This window comes from Labilibaculum manganireducens (assembly GCF_963665805.2).
Classification (GTDB): domain Bacteria; phylum Bacteroidota; class Bacteroidia; order Bacteroidales; family Marinifilaceae; genus Labilibaculum; species Labilibaculum manganireducens.
Genome location: NZ_CAXXEE010000003.1, coordinates 5,160,186 through 5,174,265 on the forward strand (window position 1 = coordinate 5,160,186; position 14,080 = coordinate 5,174,265).

The 14,080-nt window shown below is 37.3% G+C and carries 12 protein-coding genes; 10 read left to right on the forward strand and 2 right to left on the reverse strand.

All coding sequences use genetic code 11. From position 1 onward, the window contains the following. Nucleotides 1–48: 48 nt before the first annotated feature. The gene (locus tag ACHZAX_RS20520; protein WP_320020371.1) at nt 49–1,032 is read right to left on the reverse strand and encodes a long-chain-fatty-acid--protein ligase; all 984 of its coding nucleotides are present in this window, start codon (nt 1,030–1,032) and stop codon (nt 49–51) included. A gap of 53 nt (nt 1,033–1,085) precedes the next feature. On the opposite strand from ACHZAX_RS20520, the gene ACHZAX_RS20525 reads away from it, so the two are divergent. Next, nucleotides 1,086–1,247: a hypothetical protein gene (locus ACHZAX_RS20525; RefSeq protein WP_320020372.1), complete on the forward strand. Its 162-nt coding sequence runs from the start codon at nt 1,086–1,088 to the stop codon at nt 1,245–1,247. A 217-nt stretch (nt 1,248–1,464) separates the two neighbouring features. Here ACHZAX_RS20525 and ACHZAX_RS20530 read toward each other — a convergent pair whose 3' ends face one another. Continuing rightward, nucleotides 1,465–2,688 carry a phosphoglycerate kinase gene (locus tag ACHZAX_RS20530; protein ID WP_462677420.1) on the reverse strand — a complete coding sequence of 408 codons (1,224 nt, stop codon included), beginning with the start codon at nt 2,686–2,688 and terminating at the stop codon, nt 1,465–1,467. A 325-nt stretch (nt 2,689–3,013) separates the two neighbouring features. Here ACHZAX_RS20530 and ACHZAX_RS20535 point away from each other — a divergent pair, with 325 nt between their 5' ends. The 9 genes from ACHZAX_RS20535 to tsaE all read left to right on the forward strand — a co-directional run bounded on the left by ACHZAX_RS20535 (nt 3,014) and on the right by tsaE (nt 14,011). Beyond that, nucleotides 3,014–4,138 carry a DNA polymerase III subunit gene (locus ACHZAX_RS20535; protein ID WP_101310519.1) on the forward strand — a complete coding sequence of 375 codons (1,125 nt, stop codon included), beginning with the start codon at nt 3,014–3,016 and terminating at the stop codon, nt 4,136–4,138. 94 nt (nt 4,139–4,232) lie between these two features. Further along, the gene (locus ACHZAX_RS20540; protein WP_101310520.1) at nt 4,233–5,378 is read left to right on the forward strand and encodes a PSP1 domain-containing protein; all 1,146 of its coding nucleotides are present in this window, start codon (nt 4,233–4,235) and stop codon (nt 5,376–5,378) included. 2 nt (nt 5,379–5,380) lie between these two features. Continuing rightward, nucleotides 5,381–5,851, forward strand: coding sequence for a gliding motility lipoprotein GldH (locus ACHZAX_RS20545; protein ID WP_101310521.1), 471 nt, complete (start codon nt 5,381–5,383; stop codon nt 5,849–5,851). Between the two features lie 17 nt (nt 5,852–5,868). Beyond that, nucleotides 5,869–6,609 (forward strand): tRNA (guanosine(46)-N7)-methyltransferase TrmB, encoded by a 741-nt coding sequence (trmB, locus tag ACHZAX_RS20550; protein WP_320020374.1) that lies wholly within the window; start codon nt 5,869–5,871, stop codon nt 6,607–6,609. 3 nt (nt 6,610–6,612) lie between these two features. Continuing rightward, nucleotides 6,613–6,951 carry an MGMT family protein gene (locus ACHZAX_RS20555; protein ID WP_156195152.1) on the forward strand — a complete coding sequence of 113 codons (339 nt, stop codon included), beginning with the start codon at nt 6,613–6,615 and terminating at the stop codon, nt 6,949–6,951. A 68-nt stretch (nt 6,952–7,019) separates the two neighbouring features. After that, a complete protein-coding gene (locus ACHZAX_RS20560; protein ID WP_320020375.1) occupies nt 7,020–8,117 on the forward strand; it encodes an Mrp/NBP35 family ATP-binding protein in 1,098 nt (365 codons plus the stop codon). Nucleotides 8,118–8,357: 240 nt separating this feature from the next. Continuing rightward, a complete protein-coding gene (porW, locus tag ACHZAX_RS20565; RefSeq protein ID WP_320020376.1) occupies nt 8,358–11,933 on the forward strand; it encodes a type IX secretion system periplasmic lipoprotein PorW/SprE in 3,576 nt (1,191 codons plus the stop codon). 81 nt (nt 11,934–12,014) lie between these two features. Next, on the forward strand, nt 12,015–13,568 hold the full coding sequence (gene porX, locus ACHZAX_RS20570) for a T9SS response regulator signal transducer PorX (protein WP_320020377.1): 1,554 nt from the start codon (nt 12,015–12,017) through the stop codon (nt 13,566–13,568). 26 nt (nt 13,569–13,594) lie between these two features. Continuing rightward, nucleotides 13,595–14,011: a tRNA (adenosine(37)-N6)-threonylcarbamoyltransferase complex ATPase subunit type 1 TsaE gene (gene tsaE / locus ACHZAX_RS20575; protein WP_101310527.1), complete on the forward strand. Its 417-nt coding sequence runs from the start codon at nt 13,595–13,597 to the stop codon at nt 14,009–14,011. Nucleotides 14,012–14,080: the final 69 nt, after the last annotated feature.

The following is a 14,080-nucleotide window of genomic DNA, read 5'->3' on the forward strand; positions in this document are numbered from 1 at the left end:
AATAGAGTTGGTTTACATTCATTAAACTCTATTTGGTGTTTTCTTTTTTTACTCATTCACCAGCAAATTGCAGCCTCTGATATCGGAATGGTCGAAACGACCCAGAATTTCGAAGCTTCCATCAGCATGAATTCGTCCCAAATCCTGTGTTTCGATAAAGGAACAAGAGTGTATGTTAGCCAAATCGATTACATTCACCCCGCCGCTTCTGCCTTGCTGTTCGTAAGAAAAAGGATCGTAAGTATCCCGAATTAAAATTTTCATCCAGCTTGGCGTAAAAAACAAACTGTCTCCTTTCGAATAGGCTTGCGATAACAATTCTGTCATTCCATATTCCGAATGAATTTTTTCGACACCCAATCGTTGGGTCAGAAAAGCATGCAATTCCTCTCGGGTAATTTCTTTTCTGCGCCCTTTCATTCCCCCCGTTTCCATTACGATTACGTCATCCAAATTCAGCTGGAATTTTTCAGCCAGATCGAGCAAAGCAAAACTAACACCTAACAAAAGAATCTTTTGATTCTGTTTTTTCAGATCAGAAATGGCCGCAATCAATTCTTCATGATTGTGCAGGTAAAAGCCGCTTTTTTCATGTTTGCTGTCCTTTATCAACTTCTCCATCATGTAAATAAGAGAAGAACCTTCGCGCTCCAAATAAGAAGGCAGGAGAGCCAGAATGCAGTAGTCGCTTACCGCACCATAATATTGCTCAAATCCTTTGGTAAAGCTGGCTTCATAAATTTTTAGATCGGGCACATAATGGCGGCTGGTTAAATTTCCTGTCGTTCCGCTGCTGGTGAAAATTGCTTGTGCTTCTTTATCGGTAGAAACCACTTTGTGCGATTTAAAGAAATCAATAGGAAGAAAGGGAATTTGTGTAAGGGTTTTAACCGTTGAAATATCGAATTTTAAATGCTCCAGATATTCTTTGTAAACTATATTATTCGTTGCCTGATATTGAAAAATCCGTAGTGCTGTTTTTTCAAAATCATTTTCGTTTGTAATGGCAAATATTTCCTCTTCCCAATTCATTTATCTGATACCTTAATGTTGATTTATTGACAAAGATAATTGAAAACTTTAAGATGAAAGGGCTTTTAGCTGCGACTGATAAAATGACCAAATTGATAAGGAATGATTTGATATCGCCACTTGGAGCGGTTAATTTGCCAATGGATGGGTACTTATTGCCAATGGGAAGGTATACCTTGCCTCGGGAAGCCATCAAGTTGCTAATTGGAGGGTAATTGTTGCCGATTGACTGCTCCAAGTTACCGATTGGATGCATAAAAGTCCCGATGGGAGGGTGTGACCTGCCTCGGGGCTAATAAAATTAGGTGTTGTAGTATCAACTCCTGAAATAGCTTGACAGATTATTACTGTGTTTGGGATTGTAGTATAAAAAAACGCAGCTCCATTACAGAACTGCGTTTGGTTTCCCAAAGGGAAGTATTTTGGATTTAATTATCCTCTGATAGCTGTTACACCTGGTAATTCTTTTCCTTCGATGTATTCCAATAAAGCACCACCACCAGTTGAAACGTAACTTACTTTGTCAGCAAGACCGTATTTGTTGATTGCAGCAACAGAATCACCACCACCAATTAACGAGAAAGCACCTTTTTCGGTAGCAGTCACAATCGCATCAGCAATTGCTTTGGTTCCTTTGGCGAAAGTATCCATTTCGAATACTCCAACAGGACCATTCCAAAGAATAGTTTTTGATTCTTCAATTACTTTTGAGAAGCTGGCGATAGTTGCATCTGCAACATCCAGTCCCATCCATCCTTCAGGAATTGCATTTACATCACACACTTTAGTGTTAGCGTCGTTAGAGAAGGCATCAGCAATTAAAGCATCGGAAGCAAGGTGAAGTTTCACGTTGTTCTCTTTTGCTTTCTGAAGAATTTCTCTGGCCATTTCTAATTTATCATCCTCAACCAATGAGTCTCCAATAGTTCCACCCATTGCTTTCACAAAAGTGTAAGTCATTCCACCACCAATAATCAAATGATCAACTTTTGACATTAATGTTTGGATGATTTCAATTTTTGAAGAAACTTTAGCTCCTCCCATAATGGCAGTTAACGGATGCTTGGTATCTTTCAATACCTTATCAACGCTTGATAATTCGCCTTCCATTACATATCCGAAAAGTTTGGCTTCCGGGAAAAATTTTGCGATAACAGCAGTAGAAGCATGTGCACGGTGAGCCGTTCCAAATGCGTCGTTGATCCAAAGGTCAGCTAAATCAGCTAATTTCCCGGCAAATTCTTCATCACCTTTTTCTTCTTCTTTGTAGTAACGAAGATTCTCCAATAAAAGAACTTCACCAGGCTTTAAATCAGCAGCCATCGTTTTTGCACTTTCACCAATACAATCATCAGCAAATTTTACTTCAACACCAATCGACTTTGTAAGGTGAGCAACAATGTGCTTCAATGAAAATTTCTCATCTACACCTTTTGGACGACCAAGATGTGACATCAGGATAGCAGAACCATTACCATCTAATACTTTTTTGATAGTAGGCAGAGCTGCACGAATTCGTGTGTCGTCAGTAATTTCGAATTGCTCGTTTAAAGGCACATTGAAATCTACTCGGATAATAGCCTTTTTACCTGAAAAATTGTAAGTGTCAATACTTTGCATGATATAATTGTCTTTAGTTTTTTTTCGTGTATCCAAAGGTAGCTTTTTCTGCAAATGAGTGCAAAAAAGATAGGGTAAACTATTGTATCTGCAATTAATGCAGTGGGTTAGGTGTTATGAGGCATTAGTTTTGAAACGATTGCATAAAAAAATAAATTTGAATAATAGGAGCCAAAACGTCAGATTTGGAGACTTCTTAATTGCAAGATGATTACTTTTAGCAAAGCACTCTGATATTTTTTTAACTTTGGGTAGCCTAATGGGTTTTTGCAGCTAATTTTGCATTTTAGTGATCGCTCAGAAATCGATGTTAAATGATTGATAACATTAGGATACCTGTAACAGAATCGAAATTAATTTCATGCAATTCAAAGATATAATTGGACTTGAATCGGTAAAGAGTCAGTTCATACAAACAGTAAAAGAAAATAGAATTAGTCACGCTCAGCTATTGGTTGGGCCGGCCGGAGTTGGAAAATTACCTTTGGCAATTGCTTTTGCGCAATATGTGTCTTGTTTGGATCAGAAGGAGAATGATTCATGTGGTGTTTGTTCATCGTGCAAAAAGTACCAGAAGTTAATTCATCCCGATTTGCATTTTGTTTTCCCGGTAGTAACCGGTAAAGGTTTTACGAATCCGGTGAGCGATAATTTTATTGGCAGCTGGAGATCTCAAATTGAAAGTGATCCGTATTTTGATTTGGGCGAATGGTACCAAACTCTGGGGGTAGATAATTCTCAGGGCTTAATATATTCTTCGGAGAGTAATGAAATTATCCGGAAGTTAAATCTGAAGACTTACGAGTCTGATTACAAAATAATGGTGATTTGGCTGCCGGAAAAGATGCATCGGTCCTGTGCCAACAAATTGCTTAAAATGATTGAGGAACCACCAAAGAAAACATTGTTTTTAATGGTTTCGGAAGAGCCGGAAAAAATTCTTCAGACAATACTTTCCAGAACGCAGATTGTAAATGTTCCAAAAATTGAATCCAGAGATTTATCGCAGGCGCTTACATCCGAGTTTAATTTATCGGGAACCGAGTTAAGCAATGTGGTTCGTTTGGCTGGCGGCAGCTATTGTAAAGCCCGGATATTGATTCAGAATTCGGATGAAAACGCTTTTAATTTTGAGAATTTTGTTGCTATTATGCGATTGAGCTATGCGCGTAAGGTGATGGAAATAATGGATTGGTCGGAACAAATTGCAGGGATTGGCCGCGAACGTCAAAAGAGTTTTTTAAACTATTGTGTTCGTATGGTGCGCGAGAATTTCATTTTGAATTTAAAAAAGCCTGAAATGGTATTTTTGAATGGCGAGGAAATGAATTTTTCTCAACGGTTTTCGCCTTTCATTAATGAGGAAAATGTATGGATTCTGGCTGATGAGCTTTCAAAAGCTCATTCGGATATCGGCAGAAATGCCAATGCTAAAATTGTTTTTCTCGATCTGAGCTTGAAACTGGTTAAATTATTAAGGCCATAAGAGGCTATTAATTCGGCGAATTAGTATCTTTAAAAGTTTATAAATTAAAATTATTATTTTTGCGGTCGGTTACCGACTAATAATCAATATACATATGACAGAAAATAAGGAACCAAAAGGGAAGTGCGGAGGTTGTGCTTCCAATAAAAAAGATGATAGACTTCTGTATGGAAAACTAGATGTTTATGATTGGTTGAGTGATGTTCCTGAGAGTGTGTTATGTCCGGATATCGTTGAAGTAAAATTTAAAAATACCCGAAAGGGATTCTTCTCAAATTCGAATCAATTAAGACTACAAAGAGGCGATGTTGTTGCTTTAGAGGCATCACCGGGACACGATATAGGAATTGTTACACTAACAGGAGATTTGGTTGTAGAGCAAATGCGAAAGCAGAAACTGAATCCGAAAACATACGAGGCAAAAAAAATATACCGTAAGGCTAAGCCGGTGGATATTGAAAAATGGCATGAGGCCATTGCGCTGGAACACAAAACAATGATTAAGGCCCGCCAGCTGTCTGCAGAACTAAAACTTAATATGAAGATTGGTGATGTAGAATATCAGGGCGATAAAACCAAAGCAATTTTTTACTACATCGCTGATGATCGGGTTGATTTTCGTCAATTGATTAAAGTGCTTGCCGAACAGTTTAAAATTCGGATTGAAATGCGTCAGATTGGCGCAAGGCAGGAGGCCGGAAGAATTGGCGGCATTGGTCCCTGCGGAAGAGAACTTTGCTGCTCAACCTGGATTACCAATTTTGTTTCGGTAACAACAAATGCCGCCCGTTATCAGGAGATTTCATTGAATCCTCAGAAATTAGCCGGTCAATGTGGTAAGCTTAAATGTTGTTTGAATTTTGAATTGGATTGTTACATCGATGCTCAAAAAGATTTTCCGAATACAAATATTCCGTTGGAAACAAAAGATGGTACAGCTTATCATCAGAAGACAGATATTTTTAAGAGGCTGATGTGGTATTCGTATGATAAATACAACACAATGAATATGGTTCAGCTGTCGGTAGATACCGTTAAGGATATTATCAAACAGAATAAAAAAGGCATTAAGGTTAATAAACTGGTAACAGAATTTGTTGCAGAGCCTAAGAAAACTTTGGAATACGAAAATGTAGTTGGTCAGGATAGTTTGAATCGTTTCGATTCGGTGGAAAAACCGGCAGCGAAAAAAGCGAAGCGTAAATTCCGACGTAAACCACGAAAAAATAATCCGTCCTAATCATGAAGATGTTGAGGGTTCTTTACACATTATTACTGGGAGTCTTAGTACTTTCCTGTGATTCTAACAGAGTGTACGAACAGTATGAGAATATTCCTGATTTTGAATGGAATCAGGATAATATTCTTCGTTTTGAAGTGGAAATAACAGATACGGTTCAGGCAAATAATATTTTCATCAATCTGCGCAATTCGGGAGATTATGCCTACAGTAATTTGTGGGTGTTTGTGAAAGTAATATCTCCTGACAATGAGATTGAAGAAGAGAAAGTTGAGATTGAGTTAGCTGATGAAACCGGTGATTGGTATGGAAGCGGGTTTGGTGATATTTTTGATTTACAGGTTCCGTTTAAGCAAATAGTAGTTTTTCCAAAACCGGGAAAATATGTGTTTGAAATTACTCAGGGCATGTACGACCTGAAATTGAAGGGAATTGCAAATGTTGGAATTCGTATTGAGAAGGAAAATAGATAATATAAGAGGTTTTAAAAGTGGGAAAAAATAAATTACAGCGCTTTGCTGAAATGAAGTCTTTTGATAATGTTTTTCAACCAACCCACAACGAAGTTTGGGAAACAAACTATCAGTTAAAAGGAAAGTGGAACAAGGATGTGTTTAAGAATGATAATCCTATAGTTCTTGAAGTTGGTTGTGGAAAGGGTGAGTATACGGTTGGTTTGGCAAAACAATTTCCAAATAAAAATTTTATTGGGATAGACATAAAGGGAGCCCGCATCTATTGTGGTGCAAAAGAAGCTATCGATAATGGTTTAAGTAATGTTGCTTTCATCAGAACCTATGCAGAGTTGCTTCAATCTATTTTTGAATCAGGAGAAATTGCCGAAATTTGGATTACTTTTCCTGATCCTCAAATGAAAAAAGTTGGCAAGAGATTGACAGGAACCCGGTTTTTAAAGTTGTATAGTAATCTTCTTTCTAAAGAGGGAATTGTTCATTTAAAAACGGATAGTAACTTTTTGTATGAATACACTAAATATGTTATCGAGGAGAACAATCTAAAAGTTCTTGTTGATACCAACGATTTGTATCATTCCGGCAAAGCGGATGAAATTCTCTCTATTAGAACTTTTTACGAGCAGCAATTTTTGAATCGGGGAATTCCGATTAAGTATCATAAATTTATGCTTGAGGGTAAAACTGAGTTTATTGAACCTGATGTAGAAATTGAATTGGATTGGTACCGAAGCTTTGGCAGGGAGAAAAAAGAATAGCTAATGTCTGATTTGTATTCCCGAATTTACGATGTAGTGCGGTTAATTCCCGCAGGACGAGCAACCAGTTATGGTGCAATTGCCCGATTTGTTGGTTCTCCGCGAGGATCGAGAATGGTAGGTTGGGCTATGAACCAGTGTCATGCTCACAAAGAATACACGCCCGCACATCGGGTGGTGAACCGATTGGGAATGCTGTCAGGAAAACATCACTTTCCGGGTGAAAATGTAATGCAGGAACTTTTGGAAAGTGAGGGCATTGTGGTTATCGACGATCAAATACAAAATTTCGATCGTGTTTTTTGGGATCCATTCAAAGAACTAGGTGGGATAACTATTTAAATAGAATCTAAATACATACATTTGTACGTATTCTTTAAATAATTCAAAGACTTAAAATTTAATATATCATGAGTTATACTCAAAAACAGGTTACGGATGCTTTGCGATTGGTAAAGTTTCCTGGTTCCGATAAGGATATCATGGCCCTGGATATGGTTCGTAACATTAAAATTGAAGGCAAAAAAATTGGTTTTGATCTGGTTTTCCAAAAATCAGACGATCCAAATATTATTACCTTAAAAAAACTTTGTGTTTCTGCCATTTTGAAATTTGTTGATAAAGACGCAGAAATTAAAGGAAACATCAAGGTGAAAGCGGTTCATATTGTTGATGAGCCTGGAGTTCTTCCCAATGTGAAAAATATCATTGCAATTGCTTCCGGTAAAGGTGGCGTTGGAAAATCAACGGTAGCTTCAAATCTGGCTGTAGCTTTGGCCAATGCCGGTGCTAAGGTTGGTTTAATTGATGCAGATATTTTTGGTCCTTCAGTTCCTAAAATGTTTGGCTCTGAAGCAGCACGTCCGAGCTTAATTAAGATTGACGACAAAGACAGAATTGAGCCTCATGAAAAATTTGGCGTGAAAATGTTGTCGATCGGATTCTTTGTAGATCCTGCTCAGGCAACTGTTTGGCGCGGACCAATGGCTTCGAATGCATTAAAACAAATGATTGAAGAAGGAAACTGGGGCGAGCTCGATTTTGTACTGATCGATTTGCCGCCGGGAACAAGTGATATTCACCTTACTTTGGTTCAAACAGTTCCGGTTACAGGTGCTGTTATTGTTAGTACGCCTCAGGAAGTAGCTTTGGCTGATGCAGTTAAAGCAATCAGCATGTTCGAAGGAGCTGGTGTGAATGTTCCTGTTTTGGGAATGGTTGAAAATATGGCTTGGTTTACTCCTGCTGAATTGCCAGAGAATAAATACTACATTTTTGGTAAAGATGGTTGTAAAAATCTTGCTGAAGAAAAAGGCATTGATTTATTGGGACAAATTCCACTAGTGCAGAGTATTAGAGAGGGTGGCGACAACGGAACTCCGGCTGCTGTTAATACAGATACAGTTACAGGTATGGCTTTCGCCGATTTGGCTGCAAAACTGATGTCAGTTGTTGATCAAAGAAACGCAGACAAAGACCCAACAAAGCGTGTAGAAATTACTCGATAAAGTATCAGATATTATGATTTGAAAGGGAGCATCTGATGCTCCTTTTTTATTTTCGCTTAAATAAGCTTATATTCAGAAAGTTTTAATAATTTTCGGGAGTATTACTATTTATAATCAGATTTAGATTAACTGTTTGATTTATATGGTTTATGAAGAAGTTGTAAGTGAAATTTTACTTTTTATTGTTCCTTCGTATACTAATTTCTCAATTTTAACGGTTATCTAACAAAACGATAAGTCTTGGCTAGTAAATTTTTTCAAAAAGCGTATGTTGGAGTTTGTTGTTTACTTTTTGTGTTTGGCTGCTCAAATCAGAAAAATACATTTGTAAGCAGACAATATCATGCATTAACCACACATTACAATGTTTATTTTAATGGGAAAGAAAGCCTGAAGAAAGGTGAAAAGAAAATTGAAGACGGAATTACCGAGAATTATTCTTTGCTTCTTCCTGTTTTTGAGTATCAGGATCCAACTGCCAGAGCATTGTCTTTTTCCGATATGGACAGAGCCCTCGAGAAGGCAGCCAAGGCCATAAAAATACATTCGATTACGCGCAATCCTAAACGTAAAAAAGGCAATCAATCGGAGAAATACAAAGAGTTTAGAAAAAAGAAGGAATACAATGATTGGATAGATGATTGTTACCTGCTAATTGGGAAAGCAAAATTCTACAAAGGAGAGCATCATGTATCTGAAAAAGCATTTGAGTTTATTTTAAAAGAATACCCCGAATCGGATTTAATTCCGGAAGCAAAACTTGGTTTGGCCCGTAGTTTAATTGATAGAGGTGAGTTGATAGCGGGAAATGAAATTCTTGACCGATTAACCGATGATCCTAAACTTCCTAAAGATTTTATTCTTCACATATCAACTTTGCGCGCAAGTACTGCAATTCAGCAAAAAAAGTATGAAAGTGCAATTGACGAACTGGGAAGAGCAATTATTCTTGTAGGTTCTAAATCTAAAAAAGCAAGATACTACTATTTAACTGCACAGCTTTATCAAAAGTTGGGGGATGCTGATGCTTCGCTGCGTACTTTGCAAAAACTGATTGACTTAAATGCATCTTATGAGATGACATTTAATGCCAAAATCAGCAGTGCATTGTCATACACTGGAAATGAGAATGGCGAAGAAATCCGGAGGAGTTTGCGAAAAATGCTCCGCGATGAAAAGAATACAGAATATCAGGATCAGATTTACTACGCTCTGGCGGAAATGGACGTGAAGGACGGAAATATGGATGCTGCGGTTTCAAATTATTGGGAATCAACGAAACGAACTGTTTACAATGAAAATCAGAAGGCAATATCATTCTTAAAATTAGGAGATTACTATTTTGAAGATCTGAATTATCCAAAATCTCAAATGTGTTATGATAGTTCCATGACATATCTGGGCAAAGACTATCCCAATTATTCTGAAATATCAGTTCGAATTGGAAATTTGACCGAATTGGTGAACAATCTTAATTTGGTTGAGAGAGAAGATAGTCTGCAGCGGGTGGCTTCCATGAGTTCTGCTGACAGAGACAAATTGATTCAGGGAATCATTCAGAAAATCAACGATAAGGAAAGAGAACAAAAGCAAAAAGAAGCAGAAGCGGTTTCAAACAGAGCCTTTTTTAGTCAGAATAATATGTTGGGAAACTCCAATAGAGCTACTGCAAGTCAAGGCAACTGGTATTTCTATAATCCTACCAATATTGGTCTGGGGAAATCAGATTTCCAGCGAAAGTGGGGACGACGGAAATTAGAAGATAACTGGAGAAGGAAAAATAAATCGACTTTTAGTATTGAGGATGTTGAACTTGCATTAGAAGATAATACAGGAACTGATTCTGTGGATCCATCACTTAAAAAGGATCCTAAATCGAAAGATTATTACCTGGTTGATTTGCCGGTTACAAAAGGAGGAATGGAAAAGTCCAATGAACGAATCATGTTGGGTTTGTATCAGGCTGCATTGGTGTATGAGGAAAAATTGAATAATCCTGAAAAGGCTTTGGAGACAATGGAAATACTCATTCAGAGATTTCCGGATAATCCATATCTGTTATCAGCATACTACCATATTTATTCATTAAATAAGGAGATTGGAAATTTTTCGAAAGCTGATGTTTATAAGAATAAGATATTAACTGAGTTCAAGGGAAGTGATTATGCGAAAGCACTCAGCGATCCTAATTTCTTTGCTAAAATTGAAGCGGAAGGTCAAAAGGCGAACCAATTGTATGCTGCAGCCTATGAGGACTATCAGAATTTCTATTACCTAAGAGTTATAAAAAGCTGTAACGAAGGTTTGTTGAGATATCCGGAAAGTGAATTACGCCCACGTTTTTTATTTTTACGGGCCTTGTGCATTGGAAGAACAAAAAATGTATCACAGTTTCGACAATCATTGGATCAGTTGCTCGAGTCGAAACCTACACCCGAAATAGCGAATACTGCCAAAGCCATTTTAAAAGGACTTGATGATGGTGCGGTTCCGATGCAGTATACTGAACTGGACATGGAACAGGCCCGGCAAAATCGTTTGCTTAGAAATTGGCGGATTGAAGGTGATCAGGCTGCTGTTACTCTTGCCCGAAAAGAGAAAGAGGTAAAAGAAAAGCCGATTTATAAATTTGATGAAGCAGAAGAGCACTACTTTGTATTGCTGTTTGACAAGAAGGATGCTGATCCTAACCGAACGCTGTTTAATATTTCCAAATACAATTCAGAGGCATACAATAACCGTGTTTTTAAAGTAGATAGACTCTCTTTAAACAAAGAGCAGATCATGATAATGGTGAAGGGGCTGGAGAATAAAGAAGATGCTTTGAATTATTTTAATGGAGTTATCACGAATGATAATGCTTTTGCAGGTTTAGAGAATGCTGATTACCGGAATTTTGTGATTTCTGTCTCTAATTTTAATGTTTTTAAGAAGAATCAGGATGTTGAAGGTTATCTGGATTTTTATACCCAAAGCTATTTTAATATCAGCAGAACAGACAGAAAAACAACCGTTAGGCGGAATGATAAGTTGGTTTCTGTGAATTCGAATTTGGATTCAACAAAGTTTGCAGTTAATGCCAACGACAATCATAAGTTTATTCTTTTGGTACCGGCACGAAAAGTAAATATTGGCAAATTAAGGACTGATATTTTTAATCATGACAAAGATTTTAGCGTATTAAGAGATCAGTACGATGACGACTTAAATATGATTGTGGTGAATAATGTTGGCTCGAAGGCCGAGGCAATGAGTTATTTTAGGAATCTGATAAAAGATGAGTCGGTGTATGCGCAACTGGCAAATGTAGAATATCGAAACTTTGTGATTACCGAAGAGAATTTTAATAAATTCTACATCAGTAAAACCTTGTTCCCTTATCTTGATTTTTTTAAAGAAAACTACCTGAATAATGAAAAAACCGAGGTGGTTAAACCGAAGGCGAAATTAGTTCAGGAAGGGATATATACCTACAAAGAAGAGGTGCCGCACTATTTTGCATTGGTTTATTCTACAGATAATGTAAATAAAAAACAACTTGTAAACGGAATTAAGAAATACAATACAAAAAGTTTAAAAGTGGAAGTTCGTGCTTTGGATGAGAATCGGGAAATTCTTTTAGTTACCAATATGCGTAATAAAAAGCAGGCCATGATGTATTTCAGGGCAATTGTCACGAATCGTATGCTTTTTGAACCCGTTGAGAAAGTTAACTACCGAAACTTTGTTATTTCTGATGAAAATTTAGATGTTTTCATGAAGGATGGCGATCCTGCTGTTTACCTGGAATTTTTTAAAAAGTGGTATCTTAGGTAAACTCTGCGAAATAAAAGGTTCCGTATTTCGTTACTTCTGGTACTAAGCCAGGTTATTCGGTTGAACTAAAAATGAACGTTTGTGAAAGATATTACGATACTTTGGGTAGATGATGAGATTGAGCTGTTGAAACCTCACATTATTTTTTTAGAAGGAAAAGGATACATTGTAAAACCATGCAATAACGCTCATGATGCAATAGATATGGTTCGCGAGGATCATTTCGATTTGGTTTTACTGGATGAAAACATGCCTGGCATGAGTGGTTTGGAAGCTTTAGGTGAAATTAAATCCATCGATTCGGCGCTGCCGGTTGTCATGATTACCAAGAGTGAAGAAGAGGACATTATGGATGAGGCAATTGGAAAGCAGATTTCTGATTACCTGATAAAACCAGTAAATCCGAACCAGATATTGCTTACCATTAAGAAGCACATCGATAAAAAAAGATTGGTTTCGGAAAAAACAACGATTGCCTACCAGTCGCGGTTCGGACAATTGGGAATGGAAATCAACGATTGCCGCGATTTTACCGATTGGATGAAAATGTACCGGAAGCTGGTGTTCTGGGAATTGGAACTTGCCAATATCGAAGAATCGGGAATGGATGAAATTCTGCGCATGCAAAAGAACGAAGCCAATAATTTGTTTGCCCGTTTTATAAAAAAGAATTATTTGGAATGGTTGGAGCCTGGCAATACGGATAAACCGTTACTAACTCCTGCCGTTTTTAAAGAAAAGGTTTATCCTTTGCTTGATAAAGGACAAAAGGTAGCTTTTATTCTTATTGATAACCTTCGCTACGATCAGTGGCAAACCTTATATCCTGTAATTAACAGTTACTATTCGGTGGTAGATGATGATATGTATTATTCCATTTTACCAACAGCAACCCAGTATGCCCGAAATTCAATGTTTTCAGGCTTAATGCCTTTGGACATTCAAAAGAAACATCCCGGTCACTGGATTCATGAGGATGAAGAGTCAAGTAAGAACATTCACGAAGAGGAGTTTATCGGATTTCAGTTTAAACGCGATTACAAGGATGTAAGCTACCATTACGAGAAAATCAATAACGAAAAAATGGGTGCCAAAGTAATGGAGAATATCAGTTCTATTCTGGAATCTCAGTTGAGCGTTTTTGTCTATAATTTTGTGGATATGCTTTCGCATGCCCGCACCGAAAGTGATATGATCCGTGATTTGGCTCCTGATGAGGCTGCATATCGCTCTTTGACTCTTTCCTGGTTCGAACATTCTATGTTATTGGAATTAATTAAGAAGCTGGCCGAAAAGAATGTAAAGCTGGTTATTACAACCGATCATGGTTCCATTCGGGTTCAAAATGCGGTAAAGGTGATTGGCGACAGACAAACAAATACCAATTTGCGGTATAAAATGGGTAAGAACCTGAACTACAATCCAAAGCATGTTTTTGAGGTGACAGATCCACGAAAAGCACTTCTGCCTCAGGTAAATGTAAGTTCTTCTTATATCTTTGCATTTGGCGAGGATTTTTTGGCTTATCCAAATAACTTTAACTACTACAGTTCCTATTACCGAAATACTTTTCAGCATGGAGGAATTTCGCTCGAGGAGGTTTTAGTTCCGTTAATAACACTAAATCCGCGCTAGAAGTTAGATTTCAATTGTTTTCGAAAATGAGTGTATTAAAAATTAACTCGCTGAAAGAGATTAATGCAGCAGCAAAAGAATTTCTTTCCATAGTGGGAAAAAAGCGTGTATTTGCTCTTTATGGAGCAATGGGTGTTGGAAAAACCACCTTTGTAAAAGCAATTTGTGATGAAATGGGCGTTGAGGATACTATTAACAGCCCAACGTTTTCTATTGTGAACGAATATCATACACCGAAAGATGACATTATTTACCATTTTGATTTCTATCGGATTGAGGATGTAAAAGAGGCTTATGATTTTGGTTACGAGGATTATTTTTACGGTAACGCCATGTGTTTTATTGAGTGGCCCGAAAAAATTGAATCTATTTTACCTAACGATACTGTGGAAGTCTTTTTTAAGGAAGAAATGGATGGCAGTCGCTCGATTACCATTCACTAATTAAGGAATATGCATAATAGTAAAAAATTGTTTAAATTGTAGATTCATTATACTTGTTATAATCTTCTT

Bases quoted from the DNA above. Each gene is read 5' to 3' on its own strand.
- tsaE (WP_101310527.1), top strand. From the start codon at position 13,595: ATGAGTGTATTAAAAATTAACTCGCTGAAAGAGATTAATGCAGCAGCA.
- ACHZAX_RS20520 (WP_320020371.1), bottom strand. From the start codon at position 1,032: ATGAATTGGGAAGAGGAAATATTTGCCATTACAAACGAAAATGATTTT.
- ACHZAX_RS20535 (WP_101310519.1), top strand. From the start codon at position 3,014: ATGCAATTCAAAGATATAATTGGACTTGAATCGGTAAAGAGTCAGTTC.
- ACHZAX_RS20525 (WP_320020372.1), top strand. From the start codon at position 1,086: ATGAAAGGGCTTTTAGCTGCGACTGATAAAATGACCAAATTGATAAGG.
- ACHZAX_RS20555 (WP_156195152.1), top strand. From the start codon at position 6,613: ATGTCTGATTTGTATTCCCGAATTTACGATGTAGTGCGGTTAATTCCC.
- ACHZAX_RS20540 (WP_101310520.1), top strand. From the start codon at position 4,233: ATGACAGAAAATAAGGAACCAAAAGGGAAGTGCGGAGGTTGTGCTTCC.
- ACHZAX_RS20545 (WP_101310521.1), top strand. From the start codon at position 5,381: ATGAAGATGTTGAGGGTTCTTTACACATTATTACTGGGAGTCTTAGTA.
- ACHZAX_RS20560 (WP_320020375.1), top strand. From the start codon at position 7,020: ATGAGTTATACTCAAAAACAGGTTACGGATGCTTTGCGATTGGTAAAG.